The 23,471-nt window shown below is 74.0% G+C and carries 18 protein-coding genes and 1 pseudogene; 18 read left to right on the plus strand and 1 reads right to left on the minus strand.

Translation table 11 applies throughout. The features are described 5' to 3' along the window. Positions 1 to 483: 483 nt before the first annotated feature. Positions 484 to 1,791, plus strand: a complete 1,308-nt coding sequence (locus OERS_RS21305; protein ID WP_139107931.1) for a C40 family peptidase — start codon at positions 484 to 486, stop codon at positions 1,789 to 1,791. Between the two features lie 132 nt (positions 1,792 to 1,923). On the opposite strand, the gene OERS_RS18080 is transcribed toward OERS_RS21305, so the two are convergent. Next, positions 1,924 to 2,427 (minus strand): inorganic diphosphatase, encoded by a 504-nt coding sequence (locus OERS_RS18080; protein ID WP_056645206.1) that lies wholly within the window; start codon positions 2,425 to 2,427, stop codon positions 1,924 to 1,926. A 291-nt stretch (positions 2,428 to 2,718) separates the two neighbouring features. On the opposite strand from OERS_RS18080, the gene dacB reads away from it, so the two are divergent. From dacB to lysS, 17 genes and pseudogenes are all read left to right on the plus strand, one after another. Continuing rightward, entirely contained in the window at positions 2,719 to 4,116 is a 1,398-nt protein-coding gene (gene dacB, locus OERS_RS18085) for a D-alanyl-D-alanine carboxypeptidase/D-alanyl-D-alanine endopeptidase (protein WP_068627468.1), read from the plus strand. A 70-nt stretch (positions 4,117 to 4,186) separates the two neighbouring features. Then, on the plus strand, positions 4,187 to 5,407 hold the full coding sequence (locus OERS_RS18090) for a zinc-dependent metalloprotease (RefSeq protein WP_068627478.1): 1,221 nt from the start codon (positions 4,187 to 4,189) through the stop codon (positions 5,405 to 5,407). Between the two features lie 98 nt (positions 5,408 to 5,505). Next, a pseudogene (gene tilS / locus OERS_RS21850) lies at positions 5,506 to 6,510 on the plus strand (tRNA lysidine(34) synthetase TilS); the annotation flags it as partial. Positions 6,511 to 6,591: 81 nt separating this feature from the next. After that, positions 6,592 to 7,146: a hypoxanthine phosphoribosyltransferase gene (hpt, locus tag OERS_RS21855; protein WP_056645212.1), complete on the plus strand. Its 555-nt coding sequence runs from the start codon at positions 6,592 to 6,594 to the stop codon at positions 7,144 to 7,146. A 234-nt stretch (positions 7,147 to 7,380) separates the two neighbouring features. Continuing rightward, positions 7,381 to 9,435, plus strand: coding sequence for an ATP-dependent zinc metalloprotease FtsH (gene ftsH / locus OERS_RS18100; RefSeq protein WP_068627470.1), 2,055 nt, complete (start codon positions 7,381 to 7,383; stop codon positions 9,433 to 9,435). A 10-nt stretch (positions 9,436 to 9,445) separates the two neighbouring features. Next, a complete protein-coding gene (gene folE, locus OERS_RS18105) occupies positions 9,446 to 10,048 on the plus strand; it encodes a GTP cyclohydrolase I FolE (protein WP_056646542.1) in 603 nt (200 codons plus the stop codon). A gap of 82 nt (positions 10,049 to 10,130) precedes the next feature. Then, positions 10,131 to 11,087 (plus strand): dihydropteroate synthase, encoded by a 957-nt coding sequence (folP, locus tag OERS_RS18110; protein ID WP_083201598.1) that lies wholly within the window; start codon positions 10,131 to 10,133, stop codon positions 11,085 to 11,087. After that, positions 11,084 to 13,888 (plus strand): 2-amino-4-hydroxy-6-hydroxymethyldihydropteridine diphosphokinase, encoded by a 2,805-nt coding sequence (folK, locus tag OERS_RS22140; RefSeq protein WP_248948735.1) that lies wholly within the window; start codon positions 11,084 to 11,086, stop codon positions 13,886 to 13,888. Before folP ends, folK begins: the two co-directional genes overlap by 4 nt. After that, entirely contained in the window at positions 13,888 to 14,397 is a 510-nt protein-coding gene (locus tag OERS_RS18120) for a DUF3180 domain-containing protein (protein WP_068627472.1), read from the plus strand. Before folK ends, OERS_RS18120 begins: the two co-directional genes overlap by 1 nt. A gap of 57 nt (positions 14,398 to 14,454) precedes the next feature. Beyond that, complete coding sequence (locus tag OERS_RS18125) at positions 14,455 to 14,991, plus strand: PH domain-containing protein (RefSeq protein WP_068627473.1); 537 nt, start codon at positions 14,455 to 14,457, stop codon at positions 14,989 to 14,991. Next, the gene (locus OERS_RS18130; RefSeq protein WP_068627474.1) at positions 14,988 to 16,613 is read left to right on the plus strand and encodes a PH domain-containing protein; all 1,626 of its coding nucleotides are present in this window, start codon (positions 14,988 to 14,990) and stop codon (positions 16,611 to 16,613) included. The genes OERS_RS18125 and OERS_RS18130 overlap by 4 nt, the downstream gene beginning before the upstream one ends. 3 nt (positions 16,614 to 16,616) lie before the next feature. After that, positions 16,617 to 17,588 (plus strand): Rossmann-like and DUF2520 domain-containing protein, encoded by a 972-nt coding sequence (locus OERS_RS18135; RefSeq protein ID WP_068627475.1) that lies wholly within the window; start codon positions 16,617 to 16,619, stop codon positions 17,586 to 17,588. After that, entirely contained in the window at positions 17,588 to 18,613 is a 1,026-nt protein-coding gene (panC, locus tag OERS_RS18140; protein WP_056645222.1) for a pantoate--beta-alanine ligase, read from the plus strand. The genes OERS_RS18135 and panC overlap by 1 nt, the downstream gene beginning before the upstream one ends. Before the next feature lie 53 nt (positions 18,614 to 18,666). Beyond that, positions 18,667 to 19,095: an aspartate 1-decarboxylase gene (panD, locus tag OERS_RS18145; protein WP_248948737.1), complete on the plus strand. Its 429-nt coding sequence runs from the start codon at positions 18,667 to 18,669 to the stop codon at positions 19,093 to 19,095. A 53-nt stretch (positions 19,096 to 19,148) separates the two neighbouring features. Next, complete coding sequence (locus OERS_RS18150) at positions 19,149 to 20,831, plus strand: L-aspartate oxidase (RefSeq protein ID WP_068627480.1); 1,683 nt, start codon at positions 19,149 to 19,151, stop codon at positions 20,829 to 20,831. A 49-nt stretch (positions 20,832 to 20,880) separates the two neighbouring features. Then, positions 20,881 to 21,792 carry a carboxylating nicotinate-nucleotide diphosphorylase gene (gene nadC, locus OERS_RS18155; protein ID WP_068627476.1) on the plus strand — a complete coding sequence of 304 codons (912 nt, stop codon included), beginning with the start codon at positions 20,881 to 20,883 and terminating at the stop codon, positions 21,790 to 21,792. A gap of 155 nt (positions 21,793 to 21,947) precedes the next feature. Then, complete coding sequence (gene lysS, locus OERS_RS18160) at positions 21,948 to 23,459, plus strand: lysine--tRNA ligase (RefSeq protein WP_068627481.1); 1,512 nt, start codon at positions 21,948 to 21,950, stop codon at positions 23,457 to 23,459. Positions 23,460 to 23,471: the final 12 nt, after the last annotated feature.

Here is a 23,471-nt window from a genome sequence, read left to right on the forward strand (position 1 = left end):
GGTCCGCGGCGGGGCAGTGGTGGACTGGTGCGCACGCGGGGGTGCGGGCCTTCCGGGCGAGACTGGCCGACTCCTGCCGACGTCGTGGTCGGCGGGTGCAGCTCGTCCCGGAGGGGGTCCGCAGGCAGGCGAACGTGCGCTGGGGGTCAGCTACACATTCGGCGGCAGGTCATGCTGTCGAGAGTAGGTCGGTATCTCATCCGGCGAAACCCGCGTCTTGCGATGTGAGATCACCTGGCCTCGCGAGATGATCGATCGACCCGGCGCGGGCCGTGGTCGGCTCGCGCGCGACCGCGGCACCGGGGAGACTGGACGTCCGCCGCGCCCGCGGCGGCGCCCGTCCGCCCGCGCGGCAAGGGCGCGTCGTCGACCGATCGGGGAAGCGTGGTGCGCCTGTTCCCCTCTGCCCGACGGCGCAGCGCGCCCCTCGAGAGCACGTCACCACGGCGGACGGGTCGCGCAGCGCTCGTCGGAGCCCTGGTCGTGACGCTCGGTGGCGGGATCGCCCCGGCCGTCCGGGCCGAACCCCCGACCGACGACGACGTCCGGTCGGCCCAGCAGGACGAGCAGGCGGCAGGGGCACGGGTGGCCGAGATCGAGGCCGACCTCGCCACGCTCGCCGAGCAGCGTGACGACGCCTGGATCCGGGCGGGCCTCGCGGCCGAGGACTACGCCGACGCGCAGGCTGAGCTCGACGCGGCGCGCGTCGAGGTCGACGGGGCGCAGACCGCCCTCACCGCGGCCGAGGCCGGCGAGGCCGAGTCCCGCTCGGCCATGGGGGCCGTCTATCGCGCGTCCCGGCAGTCGGGCGGGTCGCTCGACGCCCTGCAGGTCGTCGTGGAGTCGGACGGCCTCGACCAGATCGTCGAGTCCGAGCGCGCCCAGAAGCTCACGGGGCGCAAGGTCCAGACGGTCGCCGACGGGCACCGCACCGCCCGGGCGCTCGCGGACGCGGCCAGGGCACGCGCGACCGCCGCCGAGGAGGCGCGCGTCGCGGCCTCGGAGCGAGCCGAGGAGACGTTCGCCGCGGCGCAGGAGGCGCAGCAGGCGATCGAGGGCTCGATCCGGGCCGCGGGCGCACGCCGCGACGAGCTCATCGCCGACCTCGCGGCAGCGCGTGCCACGACCGTCGAGGTCGAGAGGGCGCGCCAGGACGCCCTCGACGCCGAGCGTGAGCTCGCCGCCGAGCGCCAGGCGCAGGCCGAGCGGGACGCCCTGGCCGTTCCTGCGCCCCCGGCGCCCGACGCCGGGACGCCCGCTCCACCGTCGGGCGGGGGGAGCGCTCCCGTGACCCCGCCCGTCACGCCTCCCGTGACGACGCCCGACCCCCCGGTCGCTCCGCCGGTGGCCCCTCCTGTGGCGCCGCCCGTCACACCTCCGGTGACCCCGCCCGTCACGCCTCCCGTGACCTCGCCCGGGTCCGGCGCCGCCAAGGGGCAGGCCGCGGCCGACTGGGCTCGTACCAAGATCGGCGCGCCCTACCTGTGGGGCGGCAACGGGCCCGCGTACGACTGCTCGGGCCTCACGTCGCAGGCCTGGGCCAGCGTGGGAGTGAGCATCTCGCGGACCTCGCGCTCGCAGTACGCGAAGGTCGCCAAGATCGGCTACGACCAGCTCCGACCCGGCGACCTCATCTTCTACGGCGACGACCCGCAGGACCCGAGCTCGATCTGGCACGTCGCGATGTACGTCGGGAACGGCCAGATGATCGAGGCCATCTACGCGGGCGTGCCCGTCAAGATCAGCGCCGTGCGCTGGAAGGACTCGATGCCGTACGCCGGGCGGCCCTAGGGGCCGTCTGGACGGCGGCCGGCCGGAGACGGGAACGACCGGACGCACGAGGACCCGGCCTCCTGGTGGAGACCGGGTCCTCGTGGTGGTTCGTGGCCGTCCGTCGGCCGACCCTGCGCGGTGTGCGGAGGGTCAGTGGCCGGGCGTGTGGTAGCCGCTGTCGATCGCGCGCTGGATGGAACGCTCGATCTCGGCCTCGGCCTCGGTGCGACCGGTCCAGTGGGCGCCCTCGACGGACTTGCCCGGCTCGAGGTCCTTGTAGACCTCGAAGAAGTGCTGGATCTCGAGACGGTGGAAGTCCGACACGTCGTCGATGTCCTGGCGCCACGCGGCACGCTGGTCGCCCGTGGGGACGCACAGGACCTTGTCGTCGCCCCCGGCCTCGTCGCGCATGCGGAACATGCCGAGCGCGCGGCAGCGGATCAGGCAGCCGGGGAACGTGGGCTCCTCGAGCAGGACCAGGGCGTCCAGCGGGTCGCCGTCCTCGCCGAGGGTGCCCTCGATGAACCCGTAGTCGTCCGGGTAGCGCGTCGAGGTGAACAGCATGCGGTCAAGACGGATGCGACCTGTCGCGTGGTCGACCTCGTACTTGTTGCGCTGGCCCTTCGGGATCTCGATCGTGACGTCGAACTCCACTGTTCTCCTCCAGTTGAACCGGCGCACCCGCTCGGTCGCGGTGCGGCGGTCATGAAAATCGGCTGTCGTGCGCACGCGGCTCCGGTGTTTCCCTGCCAGGTGGAGGTGGGCCGTCCCGAGGGGCGGCGTGGACCTTCGAGGGGAGACCGGGCCATCATGCGCCCTCTAGTGTGACACGAACGACCTGGGTCAGCAGTGGCCGGACCCCGGGAACGTTGCGGTTCCTGAGTGATAATGCGCACGGAGAGCGGTCCCACCCGAAGGGTCGCCGGCAGGAGGGAAGAGGATCAGATGGGTTGGGCAGCGCGGACGGGCATCACTGCGGGGATCGTGGTGGTGCTCGCGGGCGGCTACCTGACGGCCGACGCGTACGACGTCGTCCCCGGGATCCTCACGACCGCGCCCGCGGTCGCGCCCGCTGCGCCCTTCCCGACGCCTCCGGGCGCCGTGGGCACCGCGTCACCTGCGCAGACGCTCTCGGTGCTCGACGAGAGCGCACCCGTGCCGGACGCCGCGGAGATCTCCGCCTCGCTCGACGCGCTCGTCAAGGATCCTCGGATGGGGAGCCGGGCCGGCGGCGTCGTGCTGGACCGGATCACGGGCGAGGTGCTCGCGCAGAGCAGCGCGGGGACCCCCATGGTCCCGGCCTCGACGCAGAAGATCTTCACGGCCGCCGCGGCCCTCGCGTCGCCCGGGCCCGAGGTGACGCTCACCACGAAGGTGGTCGACGTCGGGTCGGGGACGATCGCCCTGGTGGGTGGCGGCGACATGATGCTCGCCGCTGGGGAGGGCGATCCCCTGGCGGTCAACGGGCGGGCCGGGCTCGCGGACCTCGCCGCCCAGGTGGCCGGCAAGCTCCAGCTCACGGGCGCGACGACGGTGCGGCTCGTGGTCGACGACCGGTACTTCTCGGGTCCCACCGTCAGCCCGGCGGTCTTCGCCGGGAACGTGACCGCGGGCTACGTCGCGCCCGTCACGGCCCTCGGGGTCGACGTGGCCCGGCTGAGCGACGCGGAGTACGCCAAGCGGAGCCCCGACCCCTCGCTCGCCGCGGCCGAGATCTTCGCGCAGCGGCTCGCCGACGTGGGCATCACGGTCACGGGCGCCCCCGAGCGCGGGGAGGCCCCGGCCGACGCGACGCTCCTCGGGTCGGTCGAGTCCGCGACCCTCGAGGAGGTCGTGGGCTACTTCCTCCAGCACTCCGACAACACCATCACCGAGGTCGTCGGCCGCCTCGTCGCGATCGACGCGGGCCTGCCCGCGACGTTCGACGGCGCGACCCAGGCGGTCCGGGCGAGCATGGAGCGGCTCGGGGTGGACATGCAGGGGGCCGTGCTCGCGGACTGCTCGGGCCTCGGGGACGGCTCGGCCGTGACCGCGGACCAGCTCGCCGCGACGCTCATGCTCCTGACGGACCCTGCGCAGCCCGGGCTGCGGGCCGGCGCCGTGGGCCTGCCGATCGCGGGCCTGTCGGGGACGCTCGACGACCGCTTCCTGGCGTCGCCCGGGCGCGGTCTCGTCCGTGCCAAGACGGGCAGTCTGCCAGGAGTGACCTCGCTCGCCGGGACGGTCGTCACGGTGCAGGAGCGCCAGCTCGTGTTCGTCCTCCTCGCGGACGCGCTGCCCGAGGGCGGGTCGTACGGGGCCCGGCTGCTCATGGACGGGTTCGTCGGGGGCCTCGCGGACTGATCGCGTGCTGCGGGTCGTCTGCAACGGGCGCGACGGTCGACCGGCTGAGCGCAGCGGCTACGGTGGGGCGATGACGTCTCCCGTGCTCGGCACGCCGCTCGTCGACTGGTCCGCAGCAGCGCAGATCGCCGGACGGGTGGCCCGGCCGGGTCCCCTGGCCTCGCGCGACGAGCTCGCGGAGCTCGTCGCGGGCCTGCGGACCGCGGCGTCGGACGCGGTCCCGCACGTCCTGCGCGTCACGCGCATGGTGCCGGCCGCCCTGCCCGGCAGCGCAGCAGCACCGGGGGGCGTCGCGAGCGAGGAGCCTGCCGAGCTGTCGCAGGTGTTCGTGGTCGACCGACCGCGCTGGGCGCGGGCGAACACCGAGGTCATGGCGAGCCTGACCGACGGAGTCGCCGACGCGCTGACGGGGAAGGACGACAAGCCGGTCTCGGCGACGACGGCCCTGGTGGGCGCGGCGCAGGTGGGGGCGGTGCTCGCGGCGCTGTCGAGCAGGGTGCTGGGACAGTTCGATCCGTACAGCGCCGCAGGCGGTAGTGCTGACAGCGCCGCAGGCGGTAGCGCGGAGAGCGCCGCAGGCGGTAGCGGACTCAGCGCCGCAGGCGGTCGGCCCGACGGCGGCGCACCCCCCGGCCGACTGCTCCTCGTCGCGCCCAACGTCCTCCAGCTCGAGCGGGACCTGGACCTGGTCCCGGCCGACTTCCGCCTCTGGGTGTGCCTCCACGAGCAGACGCACGCCCTGCAGTTCGCGGCGGCCCCGTGGCTCGCCGACCACCTGCGGGCCCGCGCGCACGACCTGCTCGTGGGGCTCTCGGAGTCGTCGCGTCACCTGGCCGACGCCCGGTTGCGGGAGAAGGTCGCGACCGCGGGCCGCGTCGTCGTGCGTGCGGTCCGGGGCGAGGGCGGCGGCGTGGCCGAGGGCCTGCTCACGCCCGACCAGAAGGCCGTCCTCGAGGAGGTGTCCGGAGTCATGGCGCTCCTCGAGGGGCACGCGGACGTCATGATGGACGCCGTCGGTCGCCGGACGGTCCCCACGGTGCGTCGGATCCGTGCCCGGTTCGAGGCGCGACGCGACGGGCAGGGCAGCAGCACGCTCGACACGGTGCTGCGCCGCTTCCTCGGGATGGACGCCAAGCTCGCGCAGTACCGCGACGGTGCGGCGTTCGTCCGTGCCGTGGAGAGGCAGGTCGGGCGTGACGGCCTCAACGCGGTCTGGACGAGCCCCGGGACGCTGCCCTCGGCCCGCGAGATCGCGGAACCCGGCGCCTGGGTGCGCCGGGTCCACGGCTGACGGGGCGCAGGGTGGTCGGACCTCGTCCCGCGGACGCCGCGGCCCGCCGTGCGGTGCGTGCCGCGCTGCGCGACCTCGCGCCCGGCTCGCTCGTGCTCGTGGCCTGCTCGGGCGGGGCGGACTCGCTCGCGCTCGCGGCCGCGACGGCGTTCGTGGCGTCGCGCGACGGCCTGCGGGCCGGTGCGGTCGTCGTGGACCACGGCCTCCAGGGAGGGAGCGCCGACGTCGCGGCGCGCGCGGGCGAGCAGTGCCGCGCGCTGGGCCTGGATCCGGTCGAGGTGCGCGGCGTGCGGGTCGGGAGCCGGGGTGGGCTCGAGGCGGCCGCGCGGCACGCGCGCTACGCCCTGCTCGACGACGTCGCTCACCGCACGGGGGCGGCCGCGGTCCTGCTGGGGCACACGCTCGACGACCAGGCCGAGACCGTGCTGCTGGGCCTCGCGCGCGGGTCGGGGGCCCGCTCGCTCGCGGGCATGGCGGCCAGACGGGGCGTCTACCGGCGTCCGCTGCTGGGGCTGCGTCGCACCGACACCGAGGCCGTGTGCGCCGCGAACGGGCTGACGTGGTGGACCGACCCCACGAACGGCGGCGCGGCCGGCGCGCCGTCGCAGGACGCGGGGGTCGACCTGCCGCTGCGCTCGCAGGTGCGCACCCGGGTGCTCCCGGTCCTCGAGGGCGTGCTCGGCCCGGGGGTCGCGGTCACGCTGGCGCGGACGGCCGACCAGCTCCGCGAGGACGCCGACCTGCTCGACGACCTCGCGGCCCGGCTGCTCGACGAGGCGCGGGTCGCCGAGCCCGACGAACCTCGCGAACCGCTCGGAGCGGACGCCGACGCCCCGGCCTCACGGGGCGCCCGGCCCGTCGGGACGCGCGACGAACCGCCCGTGACCCGACCGGACGTCGCTGTGGTGCTCGACACCCAGGTGCTGGCGGACGCCCCGGCCGCGCTGCGCCGTCGGGCACTGCGCGCCGCGGCCCAGGAGGCCGGGAGTCCCGCCGGTTCGCTCTTCGCGAGCCACGTCGCGACGCTCGACGCCCTGGTCGTCGCGTGGCGGGGCCAGGGTCCCGCGCACCTCCCGGGCGACCTTCGCGCCTCGCGCACCCGTGGGAGACTCTTCCTGGGGCCGGAACGGCCTCCCCTCGCTCGCGCGAACCCCATCAGAAGAACCAGCACAGGAGTGAAACCCGTGGACTCATCCGACGTCGGCAACGACCTCGAGAACATCCTCCTCACCGAGGAGCAGCTCCGCGGGAGGCTGGACGAGCTCGCCGAGCAGATCGACCGCGACTACGCGGGCAAGGACCTGCTCCTCGTGGGCGTCCTCAAGGGAGCGGTCATGGTCATGGCCGACCTCGCCCGCCGCCTGCACCACGACGTCGAGATGGACTGGATGGCCGTCTCGTCCTACGGCTCGGGCACCAAGTCCTCGGGCGTCGTGCGCATCCTCAAGGACCTCGACGCCGACCTCACGGGGCGCCACGTGCTCATCGTCGAGGACATCATCGACTCGGGCCTCACGCTCTCGTGGCTGCTGTCGAACCTGCGCAGCCGCGGCCCCGCGTCGGTCGAGGTGGCGGCGATGCTCCGCAAGCCCGACGCCGCGAAGACCGAGGTCGACGTGCGCTACATCGGCTTCGACATCCCCAACGAGTTCGTCGTGGGCTACGGCCTGGACTACGCGGAGAAGTACCGCAACCTGCCGTTCGTGGGCACGCTCGCCCCGCACGTCTACTCGTCCTGACGCCTCACCCCAGCCCCGACCGGTGACGGCGGCGGGGGCGCCGACCTCGGTCGCGCCCCCGCCGCCGGGCACCGCGGGGCGAGCCCGCGGCTCAGGCCGCGACCCGCGCGGGACGCCGCTCCTCGAAGCCACGCCCTGGGCGAACAGACCAGCCAACTGCCAGGTTGTGCGTGTAACTTCACTGGCGGAACCATTGCGCGAGTGGAGGGATGCGGGGGCTCGTCCCCGTCGCCGATGAACATCAAGAAGATTCTCAGCGGGCCGATCGTCTGGATCGTGGTGGGTCTGGCGATCCTCGGGATCGCCTTCATGGCCCTGTCCGGACCCAGCGTCCACCGTGTCGACACCTCGACCGGGCTCGAGCTCCTCAAGGACGGGAAGGTCGAGCAGGCCCTCCTGGTCGACGGGGACCAGCGCGTCCAGCTCACCCTCACCGAGAACTACGAGGTCGACGGCAAGTCCCAGGGCAAGAGCGTGGAGTTCTTCTACGTCGCACCCCAGGGCGAGGCCGTGGTGAACGCCGTGACCGAGGCGAACCCTCCCAAGGGCTACAACTCGGAGATCGCGCGTCCCTCGTTCCTCGCGTCGGCGCTCTCGCTCATCCTGCCGTTCCTCATCATCGGGCTCGTGTTCTGGTTCCTGCTGTCCCGCATGCAGGGCGGCGGCTCCAAGGTCATGGGCTTCGGCAAGTCCAAGGCCAAGCTCGCCTCGAAGGACACCCCGCAGGTCACGTTCGCCGACGTCGCCGGCGCGGACGAGGCCGTCGAGGAGCTCTACGAGATCAAGGAGTTCCTCGCCGAGCCGGACAAGTTCCAGGCCGTGGGCGCCAAGATCCCCAAGGGCGTGCTCCTCTACGGGCCTCCCGGGACCGGCAAGACCCTCCTCGCGCGCGCCGTCGCCGGCGAGGCGGGCGTGCCGTTCTACACGATCTCCGGCTCGGACTTCGTCGAGATGTTCGTGGGCGTCGGCGCGAGCCGTGTCCGTGACCTGTTCCAGCAGGCCAAGGAGAACTCGCCGGCCATCATCTTCGTCGACGAGATCGACGCCGTCGGCCGCCACCGCGGTGCCGGCATGGGCGGCGGGCACGACGAGCGCGAGCAGACGCTGAACCAGCTCCTCGTCGAGATGGACGGGTTCGACGTCAAGACCAACGTCATCCTCATCGCGGCGACCAACCGCCCCGACATCCTCGACCCCGCGCTCCTGCGTCCGGGCCGTTTCGACCGCCAGATCGCGGTCGAGGCACCCGACCTCAAGGGCCGCGAGGCGATCCTGGCCGTGCACGCCCAGGGCAAGCCGATCGTCCCCGAGATCGACCTGGCCGCCGTCGCGCGCCGCACCCCCGGCTTCACCGGTGCGGACCTCGCGAACGTGCTCAACGAGGCCGCGCTGCTCACCGCGCGCTCGGGTGCCCAGCTCATCGACGACCGCGCGCTCGACGAGGCCATCGACCGCGTGATCGCCGGCCCGCAGAAGCGGACCCGCGTGATGAACGTCAAGGAGCAGAAGATCACGGCGTACCACGAGGGCGGTCACGCCCTGGTCGCCGCGGCCATGCGCTACACGGACCCCGTCACCAAGGTGACGATCCTGCCGCGTGGTCGTGCGCTCGGCTACACCATGGTCATGCCGCTCGAGGACAAGTACTCCACGACGCGCAACGAGCTGCTCGACCAGCTCGCCTACGCCATGGGCGGCCGCGTGGCCGAGGAGCTCGTGTTCCACGACCCCACGACGGGCGCCTCGAACGACATCGAGAAGGCGACCGCGATCGCCAAGAAGATGGTCACCGAGTACGGCATGAGCGAGCGCGTCGGCGCGATCAAGCTCGGCATCGGCGCGGGCGAGCCCTTCATGGGTCGCGACATGGGCCACACGCGCGACTACTCCGAGTCGGTCGCGGGCACGGTCGACCACGAGGTCCGCCGCCTGGTCGAGTCGGCCCACGACGAGGCCTGGGAGGTGCTCGTCCAGTACCGCGACGTGCTCGACCACCTGGTCCTCGAGCTCCTCGAGAAGGAGACGCTGAACCAGGCCGAGCTCGCCGAGATCTTCGCTCCCGTCGTCAAGCGCGACGCGCGTGAGGTCTGGCTCTCGAGCGAGCAGCGCTCGGTCTCGCAGCGGCCCCCGGTCATGACCGAGGCCGAGAAGGCCACGCTGCCCAAGGACCCGCAGGGACAGCCCGTCGTGGTCCCGCAGGACGAGGCCGCCGCGGCGGCCGACGAGCTCCCGCCCGAGCGCATCGGCGAGGTCCCCGCGGACCGCGTGGTCGACGACGGGCAGGTCTGACGTGGCCCAGGTGCCCGACCAGGGGCTGCGCGCCCCGGCGGACGTCCCCGAGTACGACGAGGAGCGGGCCCGCGCAGCAGTGCGTGAGCTCCTGCTCGCCGTGGGCGAGGACCCGGACCGCGAGGGCCTCCAGGAGACCCCGTCCCGTGTCGCTCGCGCCTACCGCGAGATCTTCGCGGGCCTGCGCCAGGAGCCCTCGGACGTCCTGACCACCATGTTCGACCTCGGTCACGAGGAGATGGTGCTGGTCAAGGACATCGAGGTCTACTCGACGTGCGAGCACCACCTGGTGCCGTTCCACGGTGTGGCGCACGTCGGGTACATCCCCAACGTGGACGGTCGCATCACGGGGCTGTCCAAGCTGGCCCGCCTGGTCGACGTCTTCGCGCGCCGCCCCCAGGTCCAGGAGCGCCTGACGTCGCAGATCGCCGACGCGCTCGTCGAGAACCTCGCGCCGCGCGGCGTGATCGTCGTGGTCGAGTGCGAGCACCTGTGCATGTCCATGCGGGGCGTGCGCAAGCCCGGTTCGCGGACCGTGACGTCGGCCGTGCGCGGCCAGATGCGCGACGGCGCGACCCGCGCCGAGGCCATGAGCCTGATCCTGGGACGGTAGGCACGACGCAGTGCGGTACACGCAGCACGGCACGACCCCCGCTCTCCTTCCCGAGCTGGGGGAGGTCGACCGGACGCTCGTCATGGGCGTCGTCAACGTCACGCCCGACTCCTTCTCGGACGGTGGCGAGTGGTTCGAGCCGCGCGCGGCGATCGAGCACGGCCTCGAGCTCCTCGCGGAGGGTGCGGACGTCCTCGACGTCGGGGGCGAGTCCACGCGCCCCGGTGCGGGGCGCGTACCGGTCGAGGACGAGCTGGCCCGGGTCCTGCCCGTGATCTCCGCGCTCTCGGCCCAGGGAGCGGTCGTCAGCGTCGACACGACGCGGGCGCTCGTCGCCGAGCAGGCCGTCGCGGCCGGCGCGCGCATCATCAACGACGTCTCGGGGGGCCTCGCGGACCCGGACATGGCCGGTGTGGTCGCGCGCACCGGGGCCGTGTTCGTCGTCATGCACTGGCGAGGGCACGCGGACGTCATGGACGACCTCGAGCAGTACGACGACGTCGTGACGGACGTGCGCGACGAGCTCGCCGCACGCGTCGAGGCGCTGCGGTCGGCGGGCGTGCGGGACGAGCAGATCGTCCTGGACCCAGGGCTGGGGTTCTCCAAGGCGGGCTCCACGAACTGGCCGCTCCTGACGCACCTGGACGTCCTGCGGGAGCTGGGCTTCCCGGTCCTCGTCGGCGCGTCGCGCAAACGGTTCCTGGGTCACCTCCTCGCGGGCCCGGACGGCGAGCCCGTCCCCCCGCTCGCACGTGACGGGGCGACCGCGGCCATCACGGCCCTCGCGGCGGCAGCGGGTGCCTGGTGCGTGCGCGTACACGCGGTCCGGTCCTCGGCGGACGCGGTGCGGGTCGCCGCGGCGTGGACTCGGGCCGGGGCGACGGGGGAAGATGCCTCCGGGGGAACGGTCGCCGAGGCGGTCTCCTCCGGCACACCGGCGGGACGAACGACCGCTGGCCCCGAGGACCTGCCCGACCGGGCGGCGCAGCGGGCGAAGGACAGCGGAACGAACGACAGCGACGACAGGAGTACGACGTGAGCACAGCGTTCCAGGGAGCGGTGCACGGGACCGACGGTCGCCCTCTCGACCAGATCCGGCTCACGGGGCTCAGCGCGACGGGGCACCACGGTGTCTTCGAGCACGAGCGGATCGACGGTCAGCTCTTCCGTGCCGACGTCGTGCTGCACCTGGACACGCGGCGCGCCGCGTCCGGGGACGACCTCGAGGACACCGTGAGCTACGCGGTCGTCGCGGAGGACGTCGTCGCGGTCCTGGCCGGTTCGCCCGCGGACCTCATCGAGACGGTCGCCGAGCGCGTCGCCGCGGTCGCGCTGCGCCACGCGTCGATCGAGGCGGTCGACGTCGCGATCCACAAGCCGCAGGCGCCCATCACGGTGCCGTTCGACGACGTCGAGGTCGTCATCCGCCGCGACCGCGTGAAGGTGCCCGTGGTCGCGGTCGAGCCCGCTCGCGTGGTCCCTCTCCCGGTGGGTTCGATCACCCCCGCGGTGCTCGGCAACGTCGCGGTCGGAGAGCCCGGCCCCACCGCCGTCACGCCGCTCGAGGCGCCCGCCGTGATGCCACCGTCGATCCCGCCCGCGGCGCCTGTCGCGGCCCCCGACCGTTCGACCGACCAGGGCTTCCTCGCGGTTCCCGAGGACCTCGGCGCTCCCGCGGGGGAGTCCGTGACGAGCAGCATCTCCGACGCGGAGTTCGTCGAGGCGCTCGACTCGTTCTACAGCGCACCCGAGGACGCGCTGAGCGCGCCGGCTCCCGTCGACGAGGTCGCGGCGCAGCCCGCGGTCGTCCTGGAGGCCTCGGCTCCGCAGGGCGCTCCCGTCGTGCCCGACGACGTCGCACCGGTCTCGTACGAGGCCGAGCCTCTGGCCGTGGTCGTGACACCAGAGCCCGTCCCGGAGGCCGTCGAGGAGGTCGCGCCCGGGCCCGAGCCGGTCGCTGCGGACGAGCCCGCCGACGAGGTGGCGACCATCGAGGCCCCCGTGAGCCTCGAGCCGCTCGCAGGGTATGCGGCCCCAGCGTACGAGCCCGCTCCTGCCGAGCCCGGCGCTCTCGCCGAGCCGGTCGTGCCGGTCGTGGCTGACGCGCCGGAGGTCGCCGCCCTGGCGGAGACCGCGGTTCCGGCAGTGCCCGCCGTGCCTGTCGCTGCGGCAGAGCCGGCCGAGCCGTGGGCGCAGGACCCGGAGCCGGTGGCCACGGTCGAGCCCGGCCACGCGCAGGCGCTTCCCGTCGAGCTCGAGACCGCCGTCCAGCCCGAGCCGCTCGCGATCGAGGAGATCGCCGAGCCCGCCGAGACGGTCCCGTCGGCCGAGTCCGGCGACACCGTGGACGCTGTCGGAGCCTCGACCGCGGTCGCGGACGAGCCGTCGTCCGAGCCCGAGCCCGCGCTCGCCCCCGTTCCGGTTCCGGCTCCCGAGCAGGCGGCGCAGGCAGCGCCCGAGCCCGCGCCCGCCCCGGTCCCGGCTCCCGAGCAGGCGGCGCAGGCAGCGCCCGAGCCCGAGGTCGTACCCGCACCCGAGCCCGCGGTCGAGACCGATCGCCTCGACGAGGTGCCGTCGGGCTTCGTGCCGGTCGTCCTCGCTCTGGGCGCGAACCTGGGCGACGCCCAGCAGACGCTTCGCGACGCCGTCACGGACCTCGACCGGATCTCCGGCCTGGAGATCACCGAGGTCTCGCCGCTCGCGCGGACCGCGGCGGTCGGCGGGCCTGACCAGCCCGACTACCTCAACGCGATCCTGCTCGCGCGCACCACCCTGTCCCCGCGGGCCCTGCTCAGGGCCTGCCAGGGAGTCGAGAACGCCCACGGGCGGGTGCGCGCGGAACGCAACGGGCCGCGCACCCTGGACGTCGACCTGATCGTCTACGGCACCGTCGCGGAGATCACCGAGGACCTCGAGCTGCCGCACCCTCGCGCTCACGAGCGGGCGTTCGTCCTGGAGCCCTGGGCGCAGGTCGCCCCGGAGGCCTTCCTGCCCGGGCTCGGCGGCGGCCCGGTCGCGACCCTGGCCGCGACGGCTCCGGACCGTGGCGGCATCCGCTGGCTCGCGCTCGACTGGCTGACGGACGCGGAGCCCGAGCCTGCTCCTGCGGCGACACCGCCGGCGGTTCCCGTCGTCGAGCCGGCTGCCGCCCCGGTGGAGAGCGCCCCGGCGCAGCCCGCTCCGGTCGAGACCGCAGCACCTGAGGCTCCGGCTGAGCCCGAGGCCCCTCGGGCCACGCACGACCAGCCCGCGGTGGCCGCACCTGCACCAGCACCGGCACCCGCACCGGCACCCGACGTCCAGGAGCAGCCGGCCGCGCCTGTGGTCCCGGCTGCTCCAGCCGAGCCGGCGTCCTTCGTCCCGGCCTTCCACCCCGTGCACCCGCAGGACGGCCAGGAGCCCCCGCACCCGCAGGTCCCGCCGTTGTGGGCGGACGTCTCCGCTCAGCAGACCCCGACCACCCCGGAACCGGGCCCTTCGCCGCAGGGCGCCACGGACCGCCTCGGCGGCTCACCGGCGGGCTCCTCGGACGCCCCGGCCCCGGTCGCGCCGAGCTGGTCCGCACTGACGGCTCCTGCGCAGCAGGTCCCTGAGGCGCAGCTCCCGGCGCCGGCGGCGTTCGCCCCCGAACCCGTCGGTCGTCAGGCCCAGGCACCGGCCCAGGCCCAGGCCCCGGAGCCGGCCGCGCCGGCGTTCCGCCCGGTCCACGAGGCGCCGGCCAGCGCCTTCCAGCCCGTGCACCCGGCACAGCCCGTCTCCCCTGCCCAGCCGGTCAAGCAGGAACCGATCACGGGCGTGCCCATGTCCTTCCCGGCCGACCTGCGCGGTCCGTCGAGCTGATGCGACGCACCAAGGTCACGACGCTGCTGCTCGTCACGGTCGCCACGACGCTGCTCGGGTGGCTCGTCGTCGTCGGGCTCGAGCGCCGTGCGACCTATCTGCCTGCCGTGCCGTGGGTCGTGGACGTGGCCCTGGTCGGGCTGGCCGCGGCAGTGTTCTGGGCGGGGTGGGCGGTCCGCTCGTACCTCAAGGGACGTCGGCCGTCGCTCGACCCGCTGCGCGCCGCGCGCACGCTGGTGCTGGCCAAGGCGGCGGCCCTCACGGGCTCGATCCTCGCCGGGTGGTACCTGGCGCAGGTCGTCGCGGTGCTCGGCGACCTCGCGATCGAGGCGCGCCGCGACCGGGCGGTCGCCGCGGGGATCGCGGCCGCGTGCGCGCTCGTGCTCGCCGTCGTCGGGCTCGTGGTGGAGAAGTTCTGCCAGCTCCCGCCCGAGGACACCGAGCCGGGCCCGGGTGGTCGGTCGAGGGCCCCCGGCGACCACGAGCCCGAGGCCGACGCCGCAGGCTGACGCGCGTCAGCACGTCGGACGACGCGGCGGGCGTGCCCTGGATGGGAGGATGAGGCCATGACCGACCACGCCTCCGATCATCCCGTCGACCGGGTCCCGGCGACGGCACCCAGCGGACCCTTCGACCCGCCGGGGGTGACCTGGCAGGGCGTCTCGAGCCGGCTCGTCACCGCGCGGCTCGTCACGGTGGCGATCTCGCTCCTCGTGCCGTTCGTCCTGGGGGCCGTCTTCGCGCTGGTCTTCAGCCTCGTGTGGCTGTGGATCGTCCCGGCCGTCGCGCTCGTGATCGGCGTCTGGTGCGCCCTGGTCGTGCCCCGGCAGGTCCGTGCGATCGGCTACGCGGAACGCGACGAGGACCTCCTGATCCGCAAGGGCGTGATGTTCCGCTCGCTCGTGGTGGTGCCCTACGGGCGCATGCAGTACGTCGACGTGCAGGCCGGCCCGCTGGCCCGCAAGCTCCGGATCGCGCAGGTCCAGCTGCACACCGCGTCGCCCGCGACCGACGCGTCGATCGAGGGGCTCGAGCCCGCTGAGGCCGAGCGCCTGCGCGACCGTCTCGCGTCCCGTGGAGAGGCACGGTTGGCCGGGCTATGACCGAGCGAAGCACTCCGCCCGAGTCTCCGCCGACCGACCTGACCTGGCACCGCGTCCACCCCGTGACCCCGGTCGTCCGGGGCTGGTCCGTGATCGCGGTCCTGCTCGTCATCGTCGGCAACCGCACGCTCGAAGGGCTCCCCGAGGGGCAGAACATGCTGGCCGGCAACGGCTGGTGGCAGGTCCTGGGCGCGATCCTCGTGATCGGCCTGATCGGCCTGGGCTACTCGGCCCTGGCGTGGCGCATGACGACCTACGCGATCGACGACGAGTCGGTCCGCCTGCACACGGGCGTCCTGTTCCGGCAGCAGCGCAAGGCGCGACTCGACCGCCTCCAGGCCGTCGACATCGTCCAGCCGCTCGTCGCGCGCCTGTTCGGTCTCGCTGAGCTCAAGCTCGAGGTCGCGGGTGGCTCGGACTCGGGCATCAAGCTCGGCTTCCTCAAGCTCGACGAGGCGAACCACCTGCGGGCCGAGCTGCTCGCCCGGGCGGCGGGCCTGCGTCTCGGCACGACGCCCGCGCGGCCCGCTGCCGTCCCGGGGACTCCGGCAGGGGGCGCCGCAGGCAGCACTGCCGTCGGTGACGCTCCCCGCGGCGACGCGGTCCCGGCGGCTCCCGTCGACGCGGCCGGCGCCGGTGCTCCCGGGGTGGGCGACGTCGTCGGGCACGTGCTCCTCGAAGCCCCCGAGGCTCCCGAGCAGCCCGTCATGGAGGTCCCGCCGGGTCGCCTGATCTGGTCGCTGATCCGTACCGTCGCCATGATCGTCCTGGTCCTGGCCGTGCTCGGCCTGATCGGCGTCGCGGTCGGTACGCGCGAGATCGGGACGCTGTTCACGGCGCTCCCCCTGGTCCTGGGCGTCGGCGGATACCTGTTCGGCCGGTTCACGCGCGAGTTCAACTTCCGCAGCGCCATCTCGCCCGACGGCATCCGGCTGCGCCACGGCCTGCTCGAGACCCGTTCGCAGACCATCCCGCCCGGGCGCGTGCAGGCGATCCGCCTCACGCAGGGGCTCCTGTGGCGCAGCGCCGACTGGTGGCGCGTCGAGGTCAACGTGGCGGGCTACGGCCAGAGCGCGGACGGCACGACGAACAACAGCGTCCTGCTGCCCGTCGGCACGCGCGACGAGGCGCTGGGCGCGGTGTGGCTCGTCCTGCCGGACCTCGGCACGGTCGACCCGCGCGCGCTGCTCGACGAGGCGCTGTCAGGGATCGACGCCGGGGCCCACTTCACCACGGCCCCGCGGCGCGCCCGGATCCTCGACCCGCTCTCGTGGCGCCGCAACGGCTTCGCGGTCACGGGCCGAGCGCTGGTCCTGCGGCGCGGGCGCCTGGTGCGCCGGGTGGAGATCGTGCCGCACGAGCGCACGCAGTCGCTGGGGCTGCAGCAGGGCCCGTGGCAGCGGCGTCTGCGGGTCGCGACGTTCGCGGTGCACTCGGTGCCCGGGCCCGTCACGCCGTCGGTGCCGCACCTCGACGAGCACGTCGCAGGAGCCCTCATGGACGAGCAGGCCCGGCGTGCCCGCGAGGCGCGCGCGCACGCGGGGCCCGAGCTGTGGATGAGGCGCGACGAGGTCGCGGCGGCCGTCGAACGGATCGAGAACGGTGAAGGAACAGGTGACTGAGGGATGACCGACCAAGGCATGCCGGAACGCCGGCGCCCCGGACGGCTGGGCGTGGGGATAGTCGGAGCGGGCCGCGTCGGGGCCGTGCTCGGCAGCGCGCTGCGCGCGACGGGCCACGCGGTGGTCGGGGCGAGCGGCATCTCCGAGGCCTCGCGCGAGCGCATCGAGATGCTCCTGCCCGGGGTTCCCGTGCTCGAGGTCGAGGAGGTCGTGCGGCGCGCGGAGCTGGTCCTGCTCGCGGTGCCCGACGACGCCCTCCCGGGCCTGGTCTCGGGTCTCGCCGAGGTCGGGGCGTGGCAGGGCGGGCAGATCGTCGTGCACACGTCCGGCCGGTACGGCGCAGGGGTGCTGGACCCGGCGCGCGCGCTGGGTGCGATCCCGCTCGCGATCCACCCCGCCATGACGTTCTCCGGCACCTCGCTCGACCTGTCGCGCCTCGAGGGCACGACGTTCGCGGTCACGGGACCGGCCCCGGTCCAGCCCATCGGGCAGGCCCTCGTGGTCGAGCTCGGCGGCGAGCCCGTCGTGGTCGAGGAGGAGGCTCGCGGGCTCTACCACGCAGCCCTCGCGCACGGGGCGAACCACCTCGTGGTCCTCGTCGCGCAGGCCGCGCAGGCCCTCGAGGCCGCTGGCGTCGAGCAGCCGGGGCGCGTGCTGGCCCCGTTGCTCTCGGCGGCGCTCGACGGCGCGACGCGTTCCGCCGACGCGGGCGGGGGAGCGGGCCCGGGGGCCATCTCGGCCCTGACGGGTCCGGTGTCGCGCGGGGACGTGGGCACGGTCGCCGAGCACCTCGAGGTGCTGCGCGCGCTGGCCGTGACCTCGGCCCAGGAGTCGGCGCCGCACGTCGCCGCGACCGACGTGCCCGCGTCCTACCGCGAGCTCAGCCGCGGAGCCACGAGCCGAGCACTGGCCGCAGGGCGCATCGACGCCCGCCAGGCCCAGGAGCTGCTCGACGTCCTCGAGGAAGGTCAGTGATGTCCGTCCCCCCGCCCGTCACCCGGGTGCAGCCGCTCGTCGTCCGCACACGTGCCGCGCTGCGCACGGCCCTGGAGGCCCCTGCCGGGACCGCCGCCGGAGCGCCCGAGGGGGCTGCGCCGTCGGGCACGGCGGGTCCCCGCCCGGACGCACCGCCGCGGACCGCTGCGCGAGCCGTCGTCATGACCATGGGGGCGCTCCACGACGGGCACCTGCAGCTCGTGCGCGCGGCGCGCGAGCGCGTCGGCCCCGCGGGACAGGTCGTCGTCACGGTGTTCGTGAACCCCCTGCAGTTCGGGCCCGACGAGGACCTGGACCGCTACCCGCGCGACCTCGACGCCGACGTGGCGCTCCTCGCGGGGCTCGACGAGCCCGCGCCGGGCCGCCCGGCCGTGGACCTGGTGTTCGCACCCTCGGTCGAGGAGATGTACCCCGGTGGCGACCCGATCGTGCGCGTCACGTCGGGGCGCATCGGCACGGTCCTCGAGGGGGCCTTCCGCCCCGGCCACTTCGACGGGGTCCTGACCGTGGTGCTCAAGCTGCTGCACCTGACCCGCCCGGACGTCGCGTTCTACGGCGAGAAGGACGCGCAGCAGCTCCTCGCGATCCGCCGCATGGTCGCCGACCTGAACGTCGACGTCGAGGTCGTCGGGGTGCCGATCGTGCGCGACGACGACGGGCTCGCGCTGTCCTCGCGCAACGCGTACCTGTCGGCGCAGGAGCGGGCCGACGCGCTGACCCTGAGCCGCGCGCTGCGTGCCGGGGCCGCGGCCGCGGCGGCCGGCCAGGGCGGGGCGGGGGCCATCGAGGTGGCCTCGGGAATGCTCAACGAGCACCCCGGCGTTGTGGTCGATTACCTCGCACTGGTCGACCCGACTACCGTGGACGACCTGGAACCGGAGTACGTGGGACCTGCGCTGCTGCTCGTGGCGGCGCGCGTGGGCTCCACCCGACTGATCGACAACCTGGCCGTGGACGTGGCGCCCCCCGTCACCCGCACGGCCCGCCCAGGAGGCACGCAGTGACCCAGACGGGACCGCAGGACGGCACGCGCCGCCCCGCTTCCTTGCAGCGACCCATGATGATCGGGAAGATCCACCGCGCCACCGTGACGCAGGCGGACCTCCACTACGTCGGGTCCGTGACCGTGGACGTGGACCTCCTCGAGGCCGCGGACATCATCTCCGGCCAGCAGGTCGACATCGTCGACGTCACCAACGGCTCTCGCCTGACGACGTACGCGATCCCCGGCGAGCGCGGCTCGGGCAAGATCTGCATCAACGGTGCGGCCGCGCACCTGGTGCACCCCGGGGACACCGTCATCCTCATCGCCTACGGCATGATCGCCGACCACGAGGCGCGGCACTTCCTGCCGAACGTCGTGTTCGTCGACGGTGACAACCGCATCGTCGAGGTCAGCGACGAGCCGGGCCTCGTGCCCGAGGGCTACGACCTCGAGCCGAGCGGGCTGCCCATCGCCCCCTTCCAGTCCGCGTCGGTCGAGTGACGCAGGCCGTGCAGGTGCCCGTCGGCGAGTCCGCGCAGGGCTACCTGCCGGGCGTGGACGGCCGGGTTCCCCGCCGTCTCGCCCGCCGCCTGGCGGCGCCCGCCCCGGGGTGGACGACGACGGCCGACGCGATCGTCGTCGGCTCCGGCATCGCGGGGCTCACGGCGGCGCTCGAGCTGCGCACGCACGTCCCGCACGTCCTGCTCGTGACCAAGGGCGAGCTGTCGTCCGGCTCGACCGTCTGGGCGCAGGGCGGCATCGCCGCGGCGCTCGACCCGTCGGACTCCCCGGCCGCGCACCTCGAGGACACGCTCGCCGCGGGCGGGGGACTGTGCGACCCGGCCGCGGTCGAGGTCCTCGTGACCGAGGGACCCGAGCGCGTGCGCGAGCTCGTGGGGCGCGGCGCGAACTTCGACCTCGCGCCCGACGGCGACATCGCGCTCACTCGCGAGGGAGGCCACCACGCGGACCGCATCGCGCACGCAGGCGGCGACGCCACGGGCGCGGAGATCTCCCGGGCGCTCGTCGCCCAGCTCGAGGCCGTGCTCGCCGATCCCGGCATCGAGGTCATCGAGAACGCGCTCGTGCTCGACGTCCTGACCACCTCGCCCGACGCCCCGGGCGGTGAGCGGGCGTGCGGCGTCACGCTGCACGTGCGGGGCGAGGGCTCGCGCGACGGCGTGGGTGCGGCCCTCGCCCGGGCCGTCGTGCTCGCGACCGGCGGGATCGGCCAGGTCTTCCGCTCCTCGACGAACCCGCCGCAGGCGACGGGCGACGGCATGGCCGCCGCGCTGCGGGCCGGCGCCACGCTCGGTGACGTCGAGTTCGTCCAGTTCCACCCGACCGTGCTGTGGCTCGGCCTCGGTGCCAAGGGACAGCTCCCGCTGATCTCGGAGGCCGTGCGCGGTGAGGGCGCGATCCTCCTCGACACCGACGGCCACCGGTTCATGCCCGCGGTCCACCCCATGGCCGAGCTCGCGCCGCGCGACGTCGTGGCGCACGCGATCGTGCGCCAGATGGCGGCCACGGGGTCGGACCACGTCCTGCTCGACGCCCGGCACCTCGGTGCCGAGTTCCTGCGCAAGCGGTTCCCGACGATCACCGAGCGCCTGCTCGAGCAGGGCATCGACCTGACCGAGGAACCGATCCCGGTCGCGCCCGCCCAGCACTACCACTCGGGCGGGATCGTCACGGACCTGCACGGGCGCTCGACGCTCGACGGCCTCTACGCCGTGGGCGAGGTCGCGTGCACCGGTGTGCACGGCGCGAACCGTCTCGCGTCGAACTCGCTCCTGGAGGGCCTGGTCTTCGCCTACCGTGCCGCGCAGGAGATCACCGCGCGCGTCGCGGCCGGCGAGCTGCCGCTCGGCGAGCCCGTCGAGCGGGCGGGCGAGGCCGCGCTCGTGCCCGCAGCGGCCCGTTCGCGGGTCCAGTCGATCTCGTCGGCGGGGCCCGGCGTGATCCGGGACGGCGAAGGGCTGCGTACCGCGGCGGACAGGCTCGCGGCGGTCCGCACGGACGCCCACCGGGCGACCGACGTGGTCGCCGTGCCGCAGACCGCCGAGTGGGAGACGACCAACGTCCACCAGGTGGCGACCGTCCTGACCGAGGCGGCGCTGCTGCGCGAGGAGAGCCGGGGCGGACACTTCCGCACCGACTTCCCCGAGGTCGAGCCCGCGTGGGCCCGGCGGATCGAGGTCACGCTCGGCGCCGACGGTGAGCTGCGGCTCGTCTGAGGTGCGGAGCGGGCGGGGTCGCGCGGCCGAGCAGCGGTAGCGTGAGCGCGTGAACTCTCCCTCTCTCATCGAGCCCGGTCTCGACCCCCGGTGGGTCGCCGACATCGTCACGCGCGCCCTCGACGAGGACCTCGGCCCCACGCCCGGACGGGACGTGACCACCCAGGCGACCGTGCCGCCGTCGGGCACGGGGACCGCCCACCTCGTGGCACGCGCCGACGGCGTCGTGGCCGGCCTCGTGGTCGTGGAGGAGGTCACCCGGCAGGTCGCCGAGCGCTTCGGGCTCGCACCCGTCGCGGTCACCTTCACCGCGCAGGACGGCGACGCCGTGACCCGCGGCCGTGTCCTCGCGGCCCTCACGGGCCCGGTCCAGGTCATCCTCACGGCCGAGCGCACGCTCCTCAACCTCGCGAGCCGTGCGAGCGGCGTCGCGACCGCGACCCGCGCGTGGGCCCGGGAGCTCGACGGCACGGGCGCCCAGGTGCTCGACACCCGCAAGACCACGCCGGGCCTGCGCGCCCTCGAGAAGTACGCGGTGCGCGCGGGCGGTGGCACGAACAAGCGCATGGGGCTCTACGACGTCGCGATGGTCAAGGACAACCACGTCGTCGCCGCGGGCTCGGTGGCGGGCGCGATCGAGGCCGTCCGCCGGATGTTCCCCGACGTCCTGATCCAGGTCGAGGCCGACACGACCGACCAGGCCATGGAGGCCCTCGACGCGGGCGCCGACTTCCTGCTCCTCGACAACATGCCCACGCCCGTGCTCGCGGACACCGTCCGCCGGGTGCGCGAGCGCGAGGGGGCCCCGGGCGGCCCCGCGAAGATCGAGCTCGAGGCCACCGGCAACCTGACGCTCGACCGGGCGCGCGAGGTCGCCGGGACCGGGGTCGACTACCTGTCGGTCGGGGCGCTCACGCACTCGGCGCCCATCCTCGACCTGGCCCTCGACCTGATCGGCTGAACCGCGGGGCCCCGGAGCCCGGTCGCGGCCCGCAGGCTGCACGAGCACCGCGGGGGAGCGCCGGAATCCCTTCCGGCGCTCCCCGGTAGAATCGACGCGTGACCTCCCCCGATCCCGCTGCCGCTGCCGTGCCCGCCTCCGACGAGACGCCCGTCGTGCCCACCGCCCCGGTGCCCGTCGACGAGTCCGACGACCTCCCCGAGCAGCTGCGGGTCCGGCGCGAGAAGCGTGAGCGCCTGCTGGCGCAGGGCGAGGAGGCCTACCCGGTCTCGGTCCCGCGCACGCACACGATCGCCCAGGTCCGCGCGGCGTACGAGCACCTGGAGAGCGGTCAGGAGACCGACGACGTGGTGGGCGTCGCCGGTCGTGTCGTGTTCCTGCGCAACACGGGCAAGCTCTGCTTCGTCACGCTCCAGGACGGTGAGGGCAACCGCCTCCAGGTCATGCTGAGCCAGGCCGTGGTGGGCGAGGAGTCGCTCGCCGCGTTCAAGGCCGACGTCGACCTGGGGGACCACCTGTTCGCCCACGGGCGCGTCATCAGCTCGCGCCGCGGTGAGCTGAGCATCTTCGCGGACGAGTGGAAGATCGCCGCGAAGTCGCTGCGCCCGCTGCCCGTGCTGCACAAGGACCTCTCGGAGGAGAGCCGGGTCCGTCAGCGCTACGTCGACCTCATCGCCCGCCCTGCTGCGCGCGACATGGTCCGCCTGCGCGCGGGTGTGGTGCGGTCGTTGCGCGAGAACTTCCACGAGCGCGGCTATCTCGAGGTCGAGACGCCCATGCTGCAGACCATTCACGGCGGTGCGGCGGCCCGCCCGTTCACGACGCACATGAATGCGTTCGACATGGAGCTGTATCTGCGCATCGCCCCCGAGCTCTTCCTCAAGCGTGCGGTCGTGGGCGGTGTCGAGCGCGTGTTCGAGATCAACCGCAACTTCCGCAACGAGGGCGCCGACTCGACGCACTCCCCGGAATTCGCGATGCTCGAGGCGTACGAGGCGTACGGCGACTACAACACCATGGCCGAGCTGACCCAGAACCTGGTGCAGCGTGCCGCCCTGGACACCTTGGGAACCACGGTGGTCGAGCTTCCGGGCGGTGAGGAATACGACCTCGGCGGTGAATGGGCGCAGCTCAAGATGTACGACTCGCTGTCCGAGGCCCTGGGCGAGGAGATCACCCCGGAAACGCCGGTGGAACACCTGTCCAAGATCGCGGACCGCCTCGAGATCTCCTATGACACCAAGCGTGCCGGTCACGGCAAGCTCGTCGAGGCGATCTGGGAGCACCTCGTGGGCGACCACCTGTATGCACCGACATTCGTCCGTGACTTCCCGGTCGAGACGTCTCCCTTGACCCGCGACCACCGCACCGTCAAGGGGCAGGTCGAGAAGTGGGACCTCTACGTCCGCGGTTTCGAGCTGGCCACGGCCTATTCGGAGCTCGTCGACCCGGTCATCCAGCGTCAGCGTTTCGAGGCGCAGGCGCTCCTGGCGGCCGCGGGCGACGACGAGGCCATGCGTCTCGACGAGGACTTCCTCACAGCGATGGAGTACGCGATGCCCCCGTCGGGTGGCATGGGCATGGGGCTGGACCGCCTGCTGATGGCGCTGACCGGCCACGGTATCCGCGAGACGATCCTCTTCCCGCTGGTCAAGCCGGCTCAGTAGCCTCCCGCCGGC

Origin of the sequence: Oerskovia enterophila (assembly GCF_001692445.1) — a bacterium.
Lineage (GTDB): Bacteria > Actinomycetota > Actinomycetes > Actinomycetales > Cellulomonadaceae > Oerskovia > Oerskovia enterophila.